Source organism: Streptomyces sp. NPDC052773 (genome assembly GCF_044547145.1).
Taxonomy (GTDB): domain Bacteria; phylum Actinomycetota; class Actinomycetes; order Streptomycetales; family Streptomycetaceae; genus Streptomyces.
This window is the reverse complement of sequence record NZ_JBITZX010000003.1, coordinates 24,670-43,560: the sequence shown is the minus strand read 5'-3', so window position 1 is coordinate 43,560 and position 18,891 is coordinate 24,670. Positions and strand designations below refer to the sequence as shown.

Below are 18,891 nucleotides of genomic sequence, written 5' to 3'. Positions count from 1 at the left end.
CGGATGATGTCGGCGGCGGTCCGTAGGGTGTCCCCATGCCGGAAGACTCCCCGCTGATACAGAGCCTGCGTACGGCAGTCGCCGCCGCGCCCGCCGACGTGCCGTTGCGACTGCATCTCGCCGAACTCCTCCTGGACGCAGGCCAGTCGGAGGCGGCCGTCGCCGAGGTCGCCGTAGCGCTTCAGCACGCCCCCGGCGACGCCCAGGCCCGGGACCTCATGGCCCGGGCCATGGGGGTGGCTCAGCAACCGGCCGCGCCGAGGCGCGAGTTCGACTGGAAGGCCGCCGAGGAGCAGGTCGGTGACGTCGTGCCGCCCCGGTTCGTCGAGGCGCCGGTGCGGGCCGACGGGCGGGGCGATACCGGTGACGCGGATGCCTGGGAGGTGGAGAAGCCCGGTGCCGTGCGGCTCGCCGACGTCGGGGGGATGGAGGACGTGAAGGCGCGGCTGGAGGCCGCCTTCCTCGCGCCGCTGCGCAACCCCGAGCTGCGGAAGCTGTACGGCAAGAGCCTGCGCGGCGGGCTGCTGCTGTACGGGCCGCCCGGGTGCGGGAAGACGTTCATCGCGCGGGCCGTCGCGGGGGAGCTGGGCGCCGCGTTCCTGTCGGTGTCGGTGAACGACGTGCTCGACATGTGGATCGGCAACTCCGAGCGCAACATGCACGAGATCTTCGAGACCGCCCGGCGCCAGGCGCCCTGCGTGGTGTTCCTCGACGAGCTGGACGCGCTCGGCGCCAAGCGCAGCCGTACCGCGCACAGCGGGATGCGCAACACCGTCAACCAGCTGCTGACCGAGCTGGACGGGATCGACTCGGCCGCGAACGAGGGCGTGTTCGTGCTGGCCGCCACCAATGTGCCCTGGGACGTCGACCTCGCCCTGCGCCGGCCCGGACGGCTGGACCGGACCATCCTCGTCCTGCCACCCGACGCGCCCGCCCGCGAGGCCATCCTCCGCTACCACCTGCGGGACCGGCCCATCGAGAACGTCGACCTCGGCAAGCTCGTCAAGGTCACCGACGGCATGTCGGGTGCCGACCTGGCCCATGTCTGCGAGGCCGCGGCGGAGCGGGCCCTGCTCGACTCGGCGCGCACCGGCACCGTACGGATGATCGGCATGGCGGATCTGCTGGCCGCCGCCAAGGAGGTCGTGCCGTCCGCCGAGCCGTGGTTCGCGTCCGCGCGGAACGTGGCGATGTTCGCCAACCAGGGCGGGATGTACGACGACCTGGTGGCCTATCTGAAGAAGAGGCGCAAGCTGTGACCACCGCCCAGCACCCCGCCGTCGAGCGGGCCGACCTGCTCATCGATCTCAAGCGGTACGACGAGGCCAGGGAGCTGCTGGCCCGGCGCCTCGCCGAGGATCCGGAGGACATCCGGGCCTGGGTCAAGCTGGCGCGCAGTCATCTGGCCGGGGAGCGGAAGGACGGGACCGCCGCGCTGGAGGCGACCCAGCGGGCGCTGGCCCTCGACTCCTCGGACGTCGGCGCGATCGTCATGCACGCGCACGCCCTGCGCGCCGCCGGCCGCTTCCTGGAGACCGAGGACGTCCTGCGCGAGGCGATCCGCCTCGACCCCGGGAACTGGCGCGCCGTCGCGCTGCTCGCCGACTGGCAGTGGCGCATCCGGGGCATCCGCTCCGGGAGGGCCAACGGCGGTCAGGGCCGGCGCGAGGACCACGTCGCCGCCCTGCGGGAGTCGGCCGAACTCGCCGAGGAGGCCATCCGGCTGGCCCCGGAGGAGGTGTACCCCTACGAGGTCGCCCGGGTGATCGCGGACATGATGGGCGACCGGGCCGCCGCCGACCGGCTGGACGACGCCATCCTCCGGATCGACCCGCAGCACCCGGAGGCCCTGGCCCGGCACACGCGGAGAGCCGCGTCCGCGCCCGGCGTACCCGCCGCCCGAGCCGCCACCCTGTACGCCGACGCGCTCGCCGCCGCCCCGGACTCCGAGCCGATGCGGCAGGGCCTGGACGAGGCGTCCTACCGGCTGCTGCGCGGCATCCGCTGGCTCGCCCTGCTCTGCCTGGCCCTCGCGGGCGTGGGCATCGACCTGTTCGCCACGGACGGCGAGACGCAGCGCGAGCTGCCGCTGCCGCTCGGGCAGCGGCTCTGGGACCTGGTCCCGATGGCCGTGGTGTGGGCCCTGGGCGCCCTGCTGCGGTACCGCGGGCTGCGCGCCGGCATCCGGGTCAACCTGCGCTCGCTGGTCCGCCGCCGCCGCTGGGCCCGGATCGTCCTCGGGCAGGCGGCGTGGGCGATGCTGTGCGCCCTGCTCGTCGTCGAGATCCCGTGGACCGAGCGCACGGTCCCGCAGGTGCTCTTCTGGGCGGGGCTGCTGCCGACCCTCGCGACGATGTGGTTCGACCGGAGGAAGACCGGCTGAGCCGGGGCGGGCGAGAGGGCCTGAGCGGGCGGCAACGGTCCGCTCCTCGGTCCGGACACGGCGAAGGGGCCCGGGGACAGCGTCCCGGGCCCCTTCGCGCGGTCGGTTACTTGATGACGTTCACCCGGTCCGCCGCGGGCGCCGGCAGCGGGCTGGTCGCCGAGGAGTTGGCGGCCAGGTAGGTCTCGAAGGCCACCAGGTCGTCCTTGCCGACCAGCGGGTTCGCGCCCTTGGCCAGCTCCGTGAAGCCGTCGCCGCCGCCGGCGAGGAAGGAGTTGGCGGCGACGCGGTAGGTCTTCGCCGGGTCCAGCGGGGCGCCCGCGACACGGATGGAGTCGGTGACGATCCGGTCCGCGCCGGTCTTCGTCAGGTCCAGCGTGTACGTCAGCCCCGACGGCTGAAGGATCTTCGGGGCGGCCGCGTTGGCGCCGGAGACCTGCTGCTGGAGCACGGTGAGCAGCTGGGCGCCGGTGAGGTCGACCAGGTTCACCGTGTTGGCGAACGGCTGCACCCTGAAGGCCTCGCCATACGTCACCACGCCGTCGCCCTCACCGGCCGGGGAGGACGCGTACGTGAGGCCGGCCCGCACCCCGCCCGGGTTCATCAGCGCCACGTCCGCGCTCGGATCCACGGACTTGGCGTAGGCGAGCTGCGCGTCCGCGATCACGTTGCCGAGCGTGGAGTCGTCCGGCGCCTTGGGCTGGGCGAGCTCGGAGGCGATCCAGCCGATGGGCCGGTTCTCGACCGGTGCGGACATCGCCTTGTAGTGGGCGATCAGGTCGGTCATGTCGCGGGCCGGGTTCTCCCGGACGACGACGTGGTTCGCGGACTTCACCGACGTGCGGACGATGTCGCCGCTGCGCCGGTCGTAGGTCAGCGTGGTGTCCGTGTAGAGACGGCCGAAGGACGCGGCGGAGGTCACCGTGCGCGGGTTGCCCTCCGGGTCCGGGATGGTGCACGCGTACGCCGCGTGGGTGTGGCCGGTGACCAGCGCGTCGACCTTGGCGGTCACGCCCGTGGCGATGTCCGCGATCGGGCCGGAGATGCCGGAGCCGGGGCCGTTCGAGTCGCAGTCGTAGTTGTACGCCTCGGACGCCGGGGCGCCACCCTCGTGGATCAGCGCGACGATCGACTTGACGCCCCGCTTCTGCAGTTCGCGCGCGTACTTGTTGATCGTCGCGGTCTCGTCGAGGAACTTCAGGCCCTTGACACCATCGGCGGTGACGATGTCCGGAGTGCCCTCCAGGGTCACGCCGATGAAACCGATCTTCACGCCGTTCTTCTCCCACACATAGGTGGGGTCGAGCATCGGCTTTCCGGTCTTCTCGTCGACGACGTTCGCAGCCAGGTACGGGAACTGCGCGCCCTCGAAGGTCCGCCCTTCCTCGTAGCAGCCGTCCTTCGGGTGGCAGCCGCCGTTCTGCATCCGCTTGAGCTCGGCGGCGCCCTCGTCGAACTCGTGGTTGCCGACGCCCGCGACGTCCAGGTCGAGGGCGTTCATCGCCTCGATCGTGGGCTCGTCGTGGAACAGCGCGGAGATGAGGGGGCTGCCGCCTATCAGGTCGCCCGCGGCGGCCGTGATCGAGTACGGGTGGCCCTCGCGGGCCTTGCGCAGCGAGCCGGCCAGGTACTCGACACCGCCGACGCCCTCGATGGTCTTGACGCTGCCGTCCGGCTGAAGCTCCGTGAGCCGCCCCGAGGAACCCGTGGGGGGCTCGAGGTTGCCGTGGAAGTCGTTGAAGGACAGCAGCTGCACGTCCTGGTAGCGGCCCGGCTTGTGGCCCGTGGTCTTCTCGTCGGCGCTGGCGGCCGACGGCAGCGCGGCGGCCAGCGCGCCGGCGGTGGCGAGGGCGGCGGCGGCCGCGAGCAGCCTGGTCGTACGGCGTCTGCGGCGGTCCTGCGGCGGAGTGGTGGCTGGCATGCGCCCCCCTGTCGTTCTTTTCCGGGTGTGTGAGGGTCCCGGCGCAGCCTAGAGTCAACGCGCGTAGCGCGACAGGGGGTTCATGGTTACAGCCTGGTTTCCCTTTGGGTTTCCCCTTGCGCTGGTCCGCGCTTTCCCCGTACCGCCGATTTCGGGCCGCCGCCCCTTACTCTCGTAGGCATGACCAGCGACGACTTGGCACGGCCCGGCCCCGCGCGCGCCCTGGAGACCTACGCGGCGCTCTCCACGGAGCAGATCGAGGCCGTTCTCGAACTGCTCGCGGAGGCCGCCCGCGTGGACGGCCAGCAGGCGGTGTCCGAACAGGGCCGGCTCCAGCTGCGCGGCGGGGAGCGCGAGGGTGTCTCCCACCTGCTGCTCACCAGCGGCGGCGAACTCGTCGGCTACGCCCAGCTGGAGGACACCGACCCGGTGGAGGCGCCGGCCGCCGAGCTGGTCGTCCATCCCTCGTACCGCGGTCACGGCCACGGCCGCGCCCTCGGCACGGCGCTGCTCGCCGCCTCCGGCAAGCGGCTGCGGGTGTGGGCGCACGGCGGGCACTCGGCCGCCCGGCATCTGGCGCAGGTGCTGGGGCTGACCCTGTTCCGTGAACTGCGGCAGATGCGGCGGCCTTTGTCCGATTTCGACCTGCCGGAGCCGGTGCTGCCGGCCGGGGTGAGCGTGCGCACCTTCGTGCCCGGGCAGGACGACGCGGCCTGGCTCGCCGTCAACGCCGCGGCGTTCGCGCACCATCCGGAGCAGGGCTCCCTGACCCAGCGCGACCTCGACGACCGCAAGGCCGAGCCGTGGTTCGACCCGGCGGGCTTCTTCCTGGCCGAGCGCGAGGGCGAGCTGGTCGGCTTCCACTGGACGAAGACGCACGCCGAGGAGCAGCTCGGCGAGGTGTACGTGGTCGGGGTCGCGCCCGGCGCCCAGGGCGGCGGCCTGGGCAAGGCGCTCACCCTGATCGGCCTGCGTCATCTGGCCGCGCAGGGGCTGCCGACGGCGATGCTGTACGTGGACGCGGACAACAAGGCGGCCGTGTCGGTGTACGAGGGCCTGGGGTTCACCACGTACGAGACGGACCTCATGTACCGGTCCGAAACCTGACAGTTCCTCACACAAGGTTCGTACAGGGGGCGGCGATCTTGACGCCGCCCCCTCTCTTGCACCACCCTTTCACTACTCAATTAGTGAAAGGGTGGTTTTCCGAGTGGTCGAATACCGCATCGACCGGCGCAGCGGAGTCGCCACCTATCTCCAGATCGTCCAGCAGACCAAACAGGCCCTGCGCCTCGGCCTGCTCCAGCCCGGCGACCGGCTCCCCACGGCCCGCGAGGTCGTGGCCGCCACCGCCATCAACCCGAACACCGTGCTGAAGGCCTACCGCGAGCTCGAACGCGAGGGCCTGGTCGAGGCCCGCCGCGGCCTCGGCACGTTCGTACGGCGCTCCCTGGGCGCCGCCCCCGCCGACTCACCGCTGCGCGGCGAGCTGGAGCGGTGGGCCGAGCGGGCCCGCGCGGCCGGGCTGGAGCGGGACGACGTGGCCGCGCTCTTCACTTCCGTACTGGACAAGCACTTCTCCGTACCGGACCAGCACCTCCCGCAGAAACCGGGAACGAACAAGGGGGACCAGGAATGACCGACACCGCCATCGAGGCGGCCGGACTCGCCAGGAGCTTCGGCCGACGCGGCCGGCGGCGGGCGCTGGACGCCTGCTCCTTCCGGCTGCCCGCCGGGCGCGTGTGCGCCGTCGTCGGCCCCAACGGCGCCGGCAAGTCCACCCTGCTCACCCTCGCCGCCGGGCTGCTCGCCCCCACCGAGGGCACCATCCGGGTCCTGGGCGAGCCCCCGGCCCGGGTCCGCGAGCGCATCGCCTACGTCGCCCAGGACAAGCCCCTGCACCCCCAGCTCACCGTCGCCGACACCCTGCGTCTCGGCGCGGAGCTGAACCCCGGCCGCTTCGACCCGGCCGTCGCCGCCCGCGTCGTCGCCGAAGGCGACCTGGACGGGGGCACCCGGATCCGCTCCCTCTCCGGCGGCCAGCGCACCCGCGTGGCGCTCGCCCTCGCCCTCGGCAAGCGGCCCGAGGTGCTGCTGCTGGACGAGCCGATGGCCGACCTCGACCCGCTGGCCCGGCACCAGCTGATGGGCACCCTGATGGCGGACGCCGCCGACCACGGCACCACGGTCGTCATGTCCTCGCACGTGGTGGCCGAGCTGGAGGGCTCCTGCGACTTCCTGCTGCTCGTCGGCGGCGGCCGGGTCCGCCTGGCCGGCCCGCTCGACGACCTGCTCGCCGCGCACACCCTGGTCACCGGCCCGGCCGGCGGCGACCTCACCGCGCACACCGTCGTCGAGTCCCGGACCACCGGACGCCAGCTCACCGCCCTGATCCGCCCGCGCGGCCCGGTCTCCGACACCTGGCAGCGCGCCGAGCCCTCCCTGGAGGAACTGGTCCTCGCCCACCTGCGCGCCCCCGAGGCCCCGGCGCTGCACCTCGGCACCGCCGAGCCCCTCGACACCGCCGCGGAGGCCGCCGTATGACCGCCGTGACCGCCGCCACCGGCACCGCCCCGGCCACCCGGGGGCCGCGCGGCCTGACCTGGATGGTCTTCCGGCTGCACCGCTCCGCGCTCTGGTTCTGGCTGATGCTGCTCGCCGTCGCCGCCGGAACCCTGCTGTGGGCGTACGGTCCGGGCGCGGACGCCGCGTGGGAGGAGTTCCGGCGGATGGACTGCGGCCCCACCGGCACCCCCACCCTGTCCTGCGACTACGCGGGCCCCGCCTACCAGAACTACGACCGCGCCCTCGCCCTCGGCGCCGGGCTGCTCACCCTCGCCCCGCTGCTCACCGCCGCCTGGGCGGGCGGCACCCTGACCGGCCGCGAGCTGGAGAACGGCACCGCCCGGCTCGCCTGGGTCCAGTCCGTCTCGCCGGCCCGCTGGCTGGCCGCCAAGCTCGCCGTGCCCGCCGTGGTCCTCACGACCGGCGCCCTCGCGCTGACCGCGCTGCACCGGCTGGTGTGGGCGTCGGACGGCGAACTGCGGAACGGCTGGCGGGAGTGGTACGACCCCACGACGTACGTCGCCAACGGCCCCCTGCTCATCGCCTACCTCCTGCTCGGCCTGGCCGTCGGCGCCCTCGCGGGCCTGCTGCTGGGGCGCGCCCTGCCCGCGCTCGCCGTCGCCGCGCTGACCCAGACCGCCCTGCTCACCGCGCTGGCCGCGCTGCGCCCCCACCTGTGGCCGGTCGAGACGCTGATCGGCAAGGACCAGTACCCGGACTGGATCGGCCTGGTCGTCGGCGAGGGCGCCGTCACCTCCACCGGCGCCCGGATCGACGACCCGATCTGCGTCGACGACGCCCGCTGCCTCGCCGAGCACGACGTCGTCGGCTTCTACCGCGACTACCACCCCGCCGGCCACTTCTGGCCGCTCCAGCTCGTCGAGACCGGCATCGTCCTCTCCGTCGCCGCCCTCGCGGTCCTCGCCGCGTTCCGGCTGCTGCGGCGCCGTACGGGAGCCGCCGTATGACCACCGGCACGACCGCCCTGGCCGCCCCCGCGCCGCGCGCGCCGTGGCCGCTGGGCTGGCACCAGCCATGTACACGGGCACCGACCTGCGGAAGGTAACCGTCACCTACCACCCCCACTCCCACTTCTGGCCCCTCCAGCTCGTCGAGACCGGCCTCCTGCTCGCCCTCACCGCCGCCGCGACCGGCGCCTGCCACCTGCTGCGCCGCCGCACCCGCTGAGCGACGGCACCCTGAGCCGCGTACGTCCCTCCACGGGGGGAGGGACGTACGCACAGGTGCGTACGCGCGGGTACGCGCCTCCCCCGCCCCAGGACCCCCGCGAGCCGCCGCCCGCTATCCCACACGTCATGTCGCCGTAACCATCGATTCAGACACGCTTGCGACGCTCGCCGAATGAAGCCCGCCGTGCCAGAGCCTTCACCCCCGCCCGAGGGGAGCTCGGGAAACGGAAGCGCGGACGCCAGCGCCGTGCTCCCGCCCGCCCGCTCCGACGCGCCTGTCTCCCTCGTGGCGCGGAAGAATGGCTCTATGAGCCAGCAGAACGCCCAGGCACCGGTCCCGCAGGTCCAGCACGCCCAGCCCTCCGTGGGCTCCATCGCCGCGCACCGCCCGCACACCGTGGCGGCGGCGGTCTCCGACCTGGAACCCGACATCGACGCGGACCTCGACGTGTACGAGGAGACGCACGCGGACGGTGCCCAGCTGCCCCAGGGCCGCTTCCTCGACCGGGAGCGCAGCTGGCTCGCGTTCAACGAGCGCGTCCTCGAACTCGCCGAGGACCCCGACACCCCGCTGCTCGAACGAGCGAACTTCCTGGCGATCTTCGCGAGCAACCTGGACGAGTTCTTCATGGTCCGGGTCGCCGGTCTGAAGCGCCGTATCGCCACCGGCGTCGCCACCCGCTCCGCCTCCGGGCTCCAGCCGCGCGAGGTGCTGGAGATGATCTGGGCCCGCTCCCGCGAGCTCATGGCCCGGCACGCCGCCTGCTACCACGAGGACGTCGCCCCCGCCCTCGCGGAGGAGGGCATCCACCTCGTCCGCTGGAGCGAGCTGACCGAGAAGGAACAGGCCCGCCTGTTCACCCTCTTCAAGCACCAGATCTTCCCGGTGCTCACCCCGCTCGCCGTGGACCCCGCGCACCCCTTCCCGTACATCTCCGGCCTGTCCCTGAACCTGGCCGTCGTCGTGCGCAACCCGGTCAGCGGCCACAAGCACTTCGCCCGCGTGAAGGTGCCGCCGCTGCTGTCCCGCTTCCTGGAGGCCTCCCCGGGCCGGTACGTCCCCATCGAGGACGTCATCGCCGCCCACCTCGAGGAGCTGTTCCCGGGCATGGAGGTGCTGGAGCACCACGCCTTCCGGCTCACCCGGAACGAGGACCTGGAGGTCGAGGAGGACGACGCCGAGAACCTGCTCCAGGCCCTGGAGAAGGAACTCATGCGGCGCCGCTTCGGGCCGCCGGTGCGCCTGGAGGTCGAGGAGTCCATCGACCGCGAGGTGCTGGACCTCCTCGTCCGCGAGCTGAAGATCAGCGAGGCCGAGGTCTACCCGCTGCCCGGCCCGCTCGACCTCACCGGCCTCTTCCGCATCCACGGCCTCGACCGGCCCGAGCTGAAGTACCCCAAGTTCGTCGCCGGCACCCACCGCGACCTCGCGGAGGTCGAGTCCGCCTCGCCGCCCGACATCTTCGCCGCCCTGCGCCGGCGGGACGTGCTGCTGCACCACCCCTACGACTCGTTCTCCACGTCGGTGCAGGCCTTCATCGAGCAGGCCGCCGAGGACCCCGACGTCCTCGCGATCAAGCAGACCCTGTACCGCACCTCCGGCGACTCCCCGATCGTCAACGCGCTCATAGACGCCGCCGAGGCCGGCAAGCAGGTCCTCGTCCTCGTCGAGATCAAGGCCCGCTTCGACGAGCACGCCAACATCAAGTGGGCGAAGAAGCTCGAGGAGGCCGGCTGCCACGTCGTCTACGGCCTCGTCGGCCTGAAGACCCACTGCAAGCTGTCCCTGGTGGTCCGTCAGGAAGGCGAGACCCTACGGCGCTACAGCCACGTCGGCACCGGCAACTACCACCCGAAGACGGCACGCCTCTACGAGGACCTCGGCCTGCTCACGGCCGACCCGCAGGTCGGCGCGGACCTCTCCGACCTCTTCAACCGCCTCTCCGGCTACTCCCGCCGGGAGACGTACCGCCGTCTCCTGGTGGCCCCCAAGTCCCTGCGCGACGGCCTGATATCCCGCATCGACAAGGAGATCCAGCACCACCGCGCCGGCCGCCCCGCCTACGTCCGCATCAAGGTCAACTCGATGGTCGACGAGGCCGTCATCGACGCCTGCTACCGGGCATCCCAGGCGGGCGTGCCGGTCGACATCTGGGTGCGCGGCATCTGTGCCGTACGGCCGGGTGTGGCGGGCCTGTCGGAGAACATCCGGGTCCGCTCGGTCCTCGGCCGGTTCCTCGAACACTCCCGGATCTTCGCCTTCGCCAACGGCGGCGAGCCCGAGGTGTGGATCGGCAGCGCGGACATGATGCACCGCAACCTCGACCGCCGGATAGAAGCGCTCGTCCGGGTCGTCGACCCCGCCCACCGGGCCGCCCTCAGCCGGCTGCTGGAGACCGGGATGTCGGACTCCACCGCGTCCTGGCACCTCGGCCCCGACGGCGAATGGACCCGGCACGCGACGGACGGGGACGGCGGGCCCCTGCGCAACATCCAGGAGATGCTCATAGACGCCCGGAGGCGCCGGCGTGGCACAGCGACACCTTGACCCGACGGACCCCATGGCCCCGGTGACGGGGGACGCCCTCGCGGGCTACCTCCGCGCCCAGGCCACGGAGTTCCTTCGCGCCCTGCGCCAGCACCGCGAGACCGGCACCGGGGACTCCCTCGACGCGGCCCGGGCCCTGCGCCGCGCGGCCCGCCGCATCAGCGGCAGCCTGCACACCTTCCGCCCGCTGCTGGACGCCGACTGGTCCGAGGGCATGCGCCCCGAACTGGCCTGGCTCTCCGGCACGCTGGCCCTGGAACACGCCTACGCGTCCCGCCTGGAACGCCTGCTGAACGCCCTGCACCGGCTGTCGGGCTCGGCGGCGTTCCCGGTCCAGGGCGGCACCGCCACCGGCGACAGCCACCCCCCGGCGGCCGCCGAGCGCGGCAACCTCACCGTGGGCGCCGCCAAAGCCGGCAACCTCACCGTGGGCGCCGCCAAAGCCGGCGCCCTCCTCGACCGCCAGCTCACCCTCGCCCGCACCCGGGCCCACTCCACCGCCCTCCAGGCCCTCGGCTCCTCCCGCTTCCACGCGGTGGCCGACAAGGTCGCCTTACTCGCCAGCGAGGTCCCGCTCACCGCCACCGCGGCGGCCACCGAGCTGCACCCCCTCGCCGCCGCGGCCGAGGAGCGCCTCACCGACGCCGTCGCCGCCCTCCCCCTGGTCACCGCGGGCAGCCCGTACAACGCGGAGGCCCTGATCCACGGCCTCTCCCCGGACCCGGCCCCGCACCCCCAGGACGCCCCCTGGCACCAGGTCCGCCTCCTGCTGCGCCTGCACCGCTACGCCCGTGAGGTCCTGGAGGGCGAGAACACACCGGTCGACGTCCGCCTGCTGGCCGCGGGCCAGGCCCTGAACCGGCACCGCGACGCCTCCGAGGCCGCCGCCGCTGCCGCCGCCGCGGCCCGCACCCCACGGATCGCCCCGGCCACCGCCTACGCCCTCGGCGTCCTCCACGCCGACCAGCGCCACGAGGTGGAGGCGGCCCGGTTCGCGTTCCAGCAGTCCTGGCAGAAGCAGACGGTGGGCACACCGTGAGAGCCGACGGCGGACAGCAGCCCTCGACCGGCCGACAGGCCGGGGCCCCCGTCGGGGCGGACGCCCCCGTGCGGGCCGCCGGCTGCGTCCTGTGGCGCCGCTCGGCGGCCGGCGGGGCACCGGAGATCTGCCTCGTGCACCGGCCCAAGTACGACGACTGGTCACACCCCAAGGGCAAGCTGAAGCCCGGCGAGGACCCGCTGTCCGGCGCCCTGCGCGAGGTCGAGGAGGAAACCGGCCACACGGCGACGCCCGGCGCCGAGCTGCCGACCCTGCGCTACCTGGCCAACGGCCGCCCCAAGGAGGTCCGTTACTGGGCGGCCGAGGCCGGCCCCGGCACCTTCGTGCCCACCGACGAGGTCGACCGCATCGCCTGGCTGCCCCCGTCCGCGGCCCGCGACCGCCTCACCCAGCCCCGCGACCGGGACCTCGTGGACGAACTCCTGGCCGCCCTGCGGGACGTCTGACGCCCGGCTCACGCCTCTCCGGCATGTCCCGCCCCGTCCGTGCGTGCCTGACTGCGCGCCCGCCGGGCGGGCCCGCGCCAGCCGCAACTGCACCGCGCCACACAAAACGGCCCCTGCTCCACCGTCGTCACCCGGTGTTCCGCATGGTTTCGGCCAGGGGCGAGCCGGTCCTGCTCGGTCACGCCGCCACGGTAACCGGCGAAGGTGAACAGCTCGCAAGAGCCCCGTCCCGCGCCTCGAGCCCCGCCCCGGCGGCGTGACGGCCCAACCTACCCGTCGTTAACCGGACGACAGGGGGCCCGTGACGGACTGACGGACGGCTGGGGGTAGGCAGGCGATGGCGGAGCGGCAGCACGGCAGGGCGGGCGGGACGGTCGTCGCGGCGGGGCTGATGGCCTGGATCTGTCTGGGCACCACGGGATGCCAGAGCAGCGGCGCCGCCGCCGACGACGCACCCCTCGCCGACCCGGTGCAGGCCCTGCACCGGGCCGCGGACGTCCTGGTGGCCGCACGCACCTCGAAGGCGCACACATCGATGGAGATGGCCACCGGCGGCACCCGCGTCACCATCCGCGGCGAGGGCGTCTACGACTACACGCGCGGCCTCGGCCGGCTGAAGGTGATGCTCCCGCACGACCCGGCGGGCTCGGCCGGGCGCCGCCCGATCACCGAACTCCTCGCGCCGGGCGCCCTCTACATGAAGAACCGCGGCGCGGGCGTCCCGGCCGACAAGTGGGTCCGGGTCGACACCACCACGCTCTCCGACGGCAACCTGGTCACGGGCGGCGCCACCGACCCGCTCGCCGCGGCCGAGGTGCTGCGCGGGGCGCGGACGGCGACGTATGTCGGCCGTATGGAGTTCGCGGGCACACCGGTCCGCCACTACCGGGGCACCGCGAACCTCGCCGAGGCCGCGAAGAAGGCCTCCCCCGGCGCGAAAGCGTCCCTCGCCGCGGCGGCGAAAGGGTTCGCCACGGCCGAGGTTCCGTTCGATGTCTTCCTGGACGACGAGGGCCGGATCCGCAAGATCCGGCACCGCTTCAGCTTCGTCAACGGCAGCCGGAAGACCGCCGTGGTGGTGGCCTCCACGACCTTGCTGTACGACTTCGGCACCCCCGCCGACGTACGTCTGCCGCCCGCGCGGGACATCTACGCGGGCCGGATCGCGGAGGAGTGAGGGGGGCGCGCAGGGCGGAGTGACCGGCTGGAACTAGCCCGTCCGTGCCATGCGCGGTGCGCGGGCCGCTCCCTACTCTAGGAGGCGGTGACGGCAGAGAAGAGGTGATGCGCGTGGCTCCGGTCGGCGGTACGGCGGTTCAGGACCACGTGGCACTCGCCGAGATAGAGCTGTGCGGGGAGCTGATCATCGCGGCCTCGGCCGCCGAGGACCGGCTCAGCATGGAGAGCATCGACCAGGTCCTGCGGGTGGCCGAGGAACGCGCGGACGAACCGAGGCCGTAGCCGCCGGCGCGGTCAGGTGCGGAGCATCCGCCCGATCGCCTTGGTCGCCTCTTCCACCTTGGCGTTGATCTCGTCCCCGCCCTTGAGCGCCGCGTCGGCGACGCAGTGCCGCAGGTGTTCCTCCAGGAGCTGGAGCGCGAAGGACTGCAGGGCCTTCGTGGAGGCCGAGACCTGGGTGAGTATGTCGATGCAGTAGACGTCCTCGTCGACCATCCGCTGCAGGCCGCGGATCTGCCCCTCGATGCGGCGCAGCCGCTTCAGGTGCTCGTCCTTCTGGTGGTGGTACCCGTGGATGCCCCGATCGTGATCGGTCACCACGGCCTCGGCGGAACCCTCCGCGGCGATCTCCGCGACGGCTTCGGCGGGCACACCGGCTCCGGCCTCGGTGGTCGTCATAGCGTCCTCCATCCACATACCCCTACTGGGTATATCGTACTGGACTTTGCCGGGTATGGGCCCTTTACCGGAAGGCCGGGCCGTCCCCCTGCGCCGCCCCCGTGCCGATAACTCTGCCTGATGGGCGACACTGGATGACGGCCCGATAGCCGTGGCCGGATGATGCGCCTAGCATCAGCCTGACCGAAACCGATGCATCCTGAGGACCCCACGTGCGCTTTCGTCTGACCCCCAGGGAGACGAGCTTCTACGACATGTTCGCCGCATCCGCGGACAACATCGTCACGGGCTCCAAGCTCCTGATGGAACTGCTCGGGGCGGACGCCTCCGCCCGGGCCGAGATCGCGGAGCGTATGCGGGCAGCGGAACACGCAGGTGACGACGCCACGCACGCGATCTTCCACCAGCTGAACTCCTCCTTCATCACGCCCTTCGACCGCGAGGACATCTACTCCCTCGCCTCGTCCCTCGACGACATCATGGACTTCATGGAGGAGGCCGTCGACCTGGTCGTCCTCTACAACGTCGAGGAACTGCCCAAGGGCGTGGACCAGCAGATCGAGGTGCTGGCCCGGGCCGCGGAGCTGACCGCCGAGGCCATGCCCCACCTGCGCACCATGGAGAACCTCACCGAGTACTGGATCGAGGTCAACCGTCTGGAGAACCAGGCCGACCAGATCCATCGCAAGCTGCTCGCCCACCTCTTCAACGGCAAGTACGACGCCATCGAGGTGCTGAAGCTCAAGCAGATCGTCGACGTCCTGGAAGAGGCCGCCGACGCATTCGAGCACGTGGCGAACACGGTGGAGACCATCGCCGTCAAGGAGTCCTGAGGCGTCGATGGACACCTTCGCTCTGGTCGTGACCATCGGGGTCGCGCTCTTCTTCACGTACACCAACGGCTTCCACGATTCGGCCAACGCGATCGCCACCTCGGTGTCGACGCGCGCGCTCACCCCGCGGGCGGCGCTCGCGATGGCGGCCGTGATGAACCTCGCGGGCGCGTTCCTCGGTTCCGGCGTCGCCAAGACGGTCAGCGAGGGCCTGATCGAGACACCCGAGGGCTCCACCGGCATGGGGATCCTCTTCGCCGCGCTCGTCGGCGCGATCGTCTGGAACCTCATCACCTGGTACTTCGGCCTGCCCTCGTCCTCCTCCCACGCCCTCTTCGGCGGCATGGTGGGCGCGGCACTGGCCGGCGGTACCACCGTGTACTGGGACGGCGTGCTGGAGAAGATCATCATCCCGATGTTCGTGTCACCGGTGGTGGGCCTGCTGGCCGGCTACCTCGTGATGACGGCCATCATGTGGATGTTCCGGCGCACCAACCCGCACAAGGCCAAGCGCGGCTTCCGTATCGCGCAGACCGTCTCGGCGGCCGGCATGGCGCTCGGCCACGGCCTCCAGGACGCCCAGAAGACCATGGGCATCGTGGTCATGGCCCTGGTCATCGCCGACGTCGAGGACTACGGCGACCCGATCCCGATCTGGGTCAAGGTCGCCTGCGCCGTGATGCTGTCGGCGGGCACCTACGCGGGCGGCTGGCGCATCATGCGCACCCTCGGCCGCAAGATCATCGAGCTGGACCCGCCGCAGGGCTTCGCCGCCGAGACCACCGGCGCGACGATCATGTTCGGCTCGGCGTTCCTCTTCCACGCGCCGATCTCCACCACCCACGTGATCACCTCGGCCATCATGGGCGTCGGCGCCACCAAGCGCGTCAACGCCGTCCGCTGGGGCGTCGCCAAGAACATCGTCCTCGGCTGGTTCATCACCATGCCGGCAGCGGCGACGGTGGCAGCGGCGTCGTACGGCCTGGTGCACCTGGCGTTCTTGTAACGCCACGGCGGAAGACGCGGGCGCCGGTCCCGCGAAAGCCGCGCACCGCACGACAGACGCGCACTTCAGCGCCGTAGGACAAACGCACGGGCCCGCCCCCGGGAGCCAGGGGCGGGCCCTTTTGCGACCTCGCGGTGGCACCGCCATGCAGCACCGCGAGGAGTCGATGGATCAGCCGAAGCGGCCCGAGATGTAGTCCTCGGTCGCCTGCACCGACGGGTTGGAGAAGATCCGCTCCGTGTCGTCGATCTCGATCAGCTTGCCGGGCTGTCCGACCGCGGCGAGGTTGAAGAACGCCGTACGGTCGGAGACGCGCGCCGCCTGCTGCATGTTGTGCGTGACGATGACGATCGTGAACCGTTCCTTCAGCTCACCGATCAGGTCCTCGATGGCGAGGGTGGAGATCGGGTCGAGGGCGGAGCACGGCTCGTCCATGAGCAGGACGTTCGGCTCGACGGCGATCGCCCGCGCGATGCACAGACGCTGCTGCTGACCACCGGAGAGCCCGGAGCCCGGCTTGTTCAGGCGGTCCTTGACCTCGTTCCAGAGGTTCGCGCCGCGCAGCGACTTCTCGACGATGTCGTTCAGTTCGCTCTTCTTGTAGTTGCCGTTCAGGCGCAGGCCCGCCGCCACGTTGTCGAAGATCGACATCGTCGGGAACGGGTTCGGGCGCTGGAACACCATGCCGACCTCACGCCGCACGGACACGGGGTCGACGCCGTGACCGTACAGGTCCTCGTCGTCGAGCATCACCTTGCCCTCGACCCGTCCGCCGGGCGTGACCTCGTGCATGCGGTTCAGGGTGCGCAGGAACGTCGACTTGCCGCAGCCGGAGGGGCCGATGAAGGCCGTCACCGAGCGGGGCTCGACGGTCATCGAGATGTCCTCGATCGCCTTGTGGGAGCCGTAGTAGGCGGTCAGTCCGCTGACGTCGATTCGCTTGGCCATGATTGCTTCACTTCCAGAATGCTCGATCGGTCGCTGTTGGCCGCGTCAGCGACCGGTCTTCGGGGCCTTCCAGCGCGCGATGCCACGCGCCAGCAGGTTGAGGATCATCACGAAGGCGATCAGGGTCAGGGACGCCGCCCAGGCACGGTCGTAGGCCGCGGGCGAGCCCGCGCTCTGCGAGTACTGCTGGTAGATGTACAGCGGCAGCGACGCCTGCGGGCCGTCGAAGGGGTTGTTGTTGATGAACGGGTTGCCGAACACCAGCAGCAGCACGGGTGCCGTCTCACCGGCGATACGGGCGACCGCCAGCATGACACCGGTGGTGATGCCGCCGACCGCGGTCGGCAGGACGACCTTCAGGATCGTGCGCCACTTCGGCACACCGAGCGCCAGGGAGGCCTCGCGCAGCTCGTTCGGGACGAGCTTCAGCATCTCCTCGGTGGAGCGGACGACCACCGGCATCATCAGGATCGCCAGGGCGAGCGCGCCGGCGAAGCCGGAGAAGCCCATGTCGAAGATCAGCAGCAGGCTGAGGATGAACAGACCGGCGACGATCGACGGGATACCGGTCATCACGTCGACGAAGAAGGTGACGGCCCGGGCGAGGTTGCCGCGCCCGTACTCCACCAGGTAGATCGCGGTCAGCACACCGATCGGCGCGGCGAACAGGGTGGCGAGGCCGACCTGCTCCAGCGTGCCGATGATGGCGTGGTAGATGCCGCCGCCCGGCTCGGAGTCGGCGACCAGGCCCATGGAGTGGGTGAGGAAGTAGACGTCGAGGACCTTCACACCGCGCGAGACGGTCGTCCACACCAGGGAGACCAGCGGCACCACGGCGAGCAGGAAGGCGACCCAGACCAGCGAGGTCGCGATCCGGTCCTTGGCCTGGCGGCTGCCCTCGACGCGCGCGGCGATGACGTACGTAGCGAGGACGAAGAGGATCGCGGCGATCAGACCCCACTGGATCCGGCTCTCGATCCCGACGGCGAGGCCGCCGCCGACGGACACCGCGACGGAGCCCGCGGCGATCGCCCAGGGGGACCACTTCGGCAGACGGGCGCCCTGGAGGGAGCTCGGACGCTGGACGGCGGTCGTGGTGCTCATGCGTTGGCCCCCGAGTACTCCTTGCGGCGGGCGATGATCGCGCGGGCCGCGCCGTTGACCAGCAGGGTGATGACGAACAGGACCAGACCGGAGGCGATGAGCGCGTCCCGGCCGAACTCCGTCGCCTCGCCGAACTTGCTGGCGATGTTCTGGGCGAAGGTGCCGCCGCCCGGGTTGAGCAGGCTGCCGTGGATCAGGAAGTCCGGCGACAGCACGGTGGCGACGGCCATGGTCTCGCCGAGCGCGCGGCCGAGGCCGAGCATCGAGGCCGAGATCACGCCGGAGCGGCCGAACGGCAGCACCGCCATGCGGATGACCTCCCAGCGCGTGGCGCCGAGGGCCAGGGCCGCCTCCTCGTGCATCTGCGGGACCTGCTTGAAGACCTCGCGGCTGACGTTGGTGATGATCGGCAGGATCATGATCGCCAGCAGGATGCCGACGGTGAGCATCGAGCGGGGGGCGCCGCCCTCCCAGTCGAAGACGCCGGTCCAGCCGAAGTAGTCGTCCAGCCAGCCGAACAGGCCGTCCATGTGCGGGACGAGGATCAGGGCGCCCCACAGGCCGTACACGATGGACGGCACGGCGGCGAGCAGGTCGATCACGTAGGCGATCGGGCCGCTCAGCCGGCGGGGGGCGTAGTGGGTGAGGAACAGCGCGATGGCGACGGCGATCGGGACCGCGATGACCATGGCGATGACCGAGGAGACGATCGTGCCGTAGGCCAGGACAGCGATGCCGAAGACCGGCGGCTGGGCGCTGGTGTTCCACTCGAAGGTGGTGAGGAAGTTGCCCTCGTTCTCGCTGATCGCGAGGGTGGCCCGCCAGGTGAGGAAGACCGCGATGGCGGCCATGATCACCAGCAGCAGGATGCCCGAGCCGCGGGACAGACCCAGGAAGATGCGGTCGCCGGGCCGGGTGGCGCCGCGGGCCGCGCGCTTCTGCTCGGGGAGGGTGGGCTGTGGGGTGGGGGGAGGTGCGTCGGTGGGTGCTGTCGTTATGTCCATCGGGGTCTCCGGTCTGCGGAGCCGCG

The 18,891-nt window shown here is 71.8% G+C and carries 19 protein-coding genes; 14 read left to right on the top strand and 5 right to left on the bottom strand.

The features are described from left to right. Positions 1–35 precede the first annotated feature (35 nt). Together ACIG0D_RS08060 and ACIG0D_RS08055 are read left to right on the top strand one after the other, a co-directional pair. Entirely contained in the window at positions 36–1,259 is a 1,224-nt protein-coding gene (locus ACIG0D_RS08060; RefSeq protein ID WP_399797166.1) for an ATP-binding protein, read from the top strand. Then, positions 1,256–2,383, top strand: coding sequence for a tetratricopeptide repeat protein (locus ACIG0D_RS08055; RefSeq protein ID WP_399797165.1), 1,128 nt, complete (start codon positions 1,256–1,258; stop codon positions 2,381–2,383). The genes ACIG0D_RS08060 and ACIG0D_RS08055 overlap by 4 nt, the downstream gene beginning before the upstream one ends. Positions 2,384–2,489: 106 nt before the next feature. Here ACIG0D_RS08055 and ACIG0D_RS08050 read toward each other — a convergent pair whose 3' ends face one another. Next, positions 2,490–4,304 (bottom strand): bifunctional metallophosphatase/5'-nucleotidase, encoded by a 1,815-nt coding sequence (locus ACIG0D_RS08050; RefSeq protein ID WP_399797164.1) that lies wholly within the window; start codon positions 4,302–4,304, stop codon positions 2,490–2,492. Positions 4,305–4,484: 180 nt separating this feature from the next. Between ACIG0D_RS08050 and mshD the strand changes: the two genes are divergently transcribed. From mshD to ACIG0D_RS08000, 10 genes are all read left to right on the top strand, one after another. Beyond that, the gene (gene mshD / locus ACIG0D_RS08045; RefSeq protein WP_399797163.1) at positions 4,485–5,411 is read left to right on the top strand and encodes a mycothiol synthase; all 927 of its coding nucleotides are present in this window, start codon (positions 4,485–4,487) and stop codon (positions 5,409–5,411) included. A gap of 103 nt (positions 5,412–5,514) precedes the next feature. Further along, a complete protein-coding gene (locus ACIG0D_RS08040; RefSeq protein WP_399797161.1) occupies positions 5,515–5,943 on the top strand; it encodes a GntR family transcriptional regulator in 429 nt (142 codons plus the stop codon). Then, positions 5,940–6,848, top strand: a complete 909-nt coding sequence (locus ACIG0D_RS08035) for an ABC transporter ATP-binding protein (protein WP_399797160.1) — start codon at positions 5,940–5,942, stop codon at positions 6,846–6,848. The genes ACIG0D_RS08040 and ACIG0D_RS08035 overlap by 4 nt, the downstream gene beginning before the upstream one ends. Then, the gene (locus ACIG0D_RS08030) at positions 6,845–7,837 is read left to right on the top strand and encodes an ABC transporter permease (protein ID WP_399797159.1); all 993 of its coding nucleotides are present in this window, start codon (positions 6,845–6,847) and stop codon (positions 7,835–7,837) included. Before ACIG0D_RS08035 ends, ACIG0D_RS08030 begins: the two co-directional genes overlap by 4 nt. Before the next feature lie 67 nt (positions 7,838–7,904). Continuing rightward, positions 7,905–8,057, top strand: a complete 153-nt coding sequence (locus ACIG0D_RS08025) for a hypothetical protein (protein WP_399797157.1) — start codon at positions 7,905–7,907, stop codon at positions 8,055–8,057. Between the two features lie 174 nt (positions 8,058–8,231). Continuing rightward, the gene (locus tag ACIG0D_RS08020; protein ID WP_399797155.1) at positions 8,232–10,607 is read left to right on the top strand and encodes an RNA degradosome polyphosphate kinase; all 2,376 of its coding nucleotides are present in this window, start codon (positions 8,232–8,234) and stop codon (positions 10,605–10,607) included. Next, positions 10,588–11,646, top strand: a complete 1,059-nt coding sequence (locus ACIG0D_RS08015) for a CHAD domain-containing protein (RefSeq protein WP_399797153.1) — start codon at positions 10,588–10,590, stop codon at positions 11,644–11,646. The genes ACIG0D_RS08020 and ACIG0D_RS08015 overlap by 20 nt, the downstream gene beginning before the upstream one ends. Before the next feature lie 68 nt (positions 11,647–11,714). Further along, complete coding sequence (locus tag ACIG0D_RS08010) at positions 11,715–12,113, top strand: NUDIX hydrolase (protein ID WP_399798168.1); 399 nt, start codon at positions 11,715–11,717, stop codon at positions 12,111–12,113. A gap of 337 nt (positions 12,114–12,450) precedes the next feature. Beyond that, complete coding sequence (locus ACIG0D_RS08005; protein WP_399797152.1) at positions 12,451–13,290, top strand: hypothetical protein; 840 nt, start codon at positions 12,451–12,453, stop codon at positions 13,288–13,290. 107 nt (positions 13,291–13,397) lie between these two features. Then, positions 13,398–13,574: a hypothetical protein gene (locus ACIG0D_RS08000; protein WP_399797151.1), complete on the top strand. Its 177-nt coding sequence runs from the start codon at positions 13,398–13,400 to the stop codon at positions 13,572–13,574. A 12-nt stretch (positions 13,575–13,586) separates the two neighbouring features. Here the strand turns inward: ACIG0D_RS08000 and ACIG0D_RS07995 are convergent, their stop codons facing one another. Then, positions 13,587–13,970 carry a metal-sensitive transcriptional regulator gene (locus ACIG0D_RS07995; protein WP_365760374.1) on the bottom strand — a complete coding sequence of 128 codons (384 nt, stop codon included), beginning with the start codon at positions 13,968–13,970 and terminating at the stop codon, positions 13,587–13,589. Between the two features lie 212 nt (positions 13,971–14,182). On the opposite strand from ACIG0D_RS07995, the gene ACIG0D_RS07990 reads away from it, so the two are divergent. Further along, complete coding sequence (locus ACIG0D_RS07990; protein ID WP_010036288.1) at positions 14,183–14,803, top strand: DUF47 domain-containing protein; 621 nt, start codon at positions 14,183–14,185, stop codon at positions 14,801–14,803. A 7-nt stretch (positions 14,804–14,810) separates the two neighbouring features. Further along, a complete protein-coding gene (locus ACIG0D_RS07985; protein ID WP_399797149.1) occupies positions 14,811–15,809 on the top strand; it encodes an anion permease in 999 nt (332 codons plus the stop codon). A gap of 171 nt (positions 15,810–15,980) precedes the next feature. On the opposite strand, the gene pstB is transcribed toward ACIG0D_RS07985, so the two are convergent. From pstB to pstC, 3 genes are read right to left on the bottom strand one after another with little or no spacing between them, the layout of a single operon-like run. Further along, on the bottom strand, positions 15,981–16,757 hold the full coding sequence (pstB, locus tag ACIG0D_RS07980; protein WP_399797148.1) for a phosphate ABC transporter ATP-binding protein PstB: 777 nt from the start codon (positions 16,755–16,757) through the stop codon (positions 15,981–15,983). Positions 16,758–16,802: 45 nt separating this feature from the next. Beyond that, positions 16,803–17,861: a phosphate ABC transporter permease PstA gene (gene pstA, locus ACIG0D_RS07975; RefSeq protein WP_399797147.1), complete on the bottom strand. Its 1,059-nt coding sequence runs from the start codon at positions 17,859–17,861 to the stop codon at positions 16,803–16,805. Continuing rightward, entirely contained in the window at positions 17,858–18,865 is a 1,008-nt protein-coding gene (gene pstC, locus ACIG0D_RS07970) for a phosphate ABC transporter permease subunit PstC (protein WP_399797146.1), read from the bottom strand. The genes pstA and pstC overlap by 4 nt, the downstream gene beginning before the upstream one ends. Between the last annotated feature and the right edge of the window lie 26 nt (positions 18,866–18,891).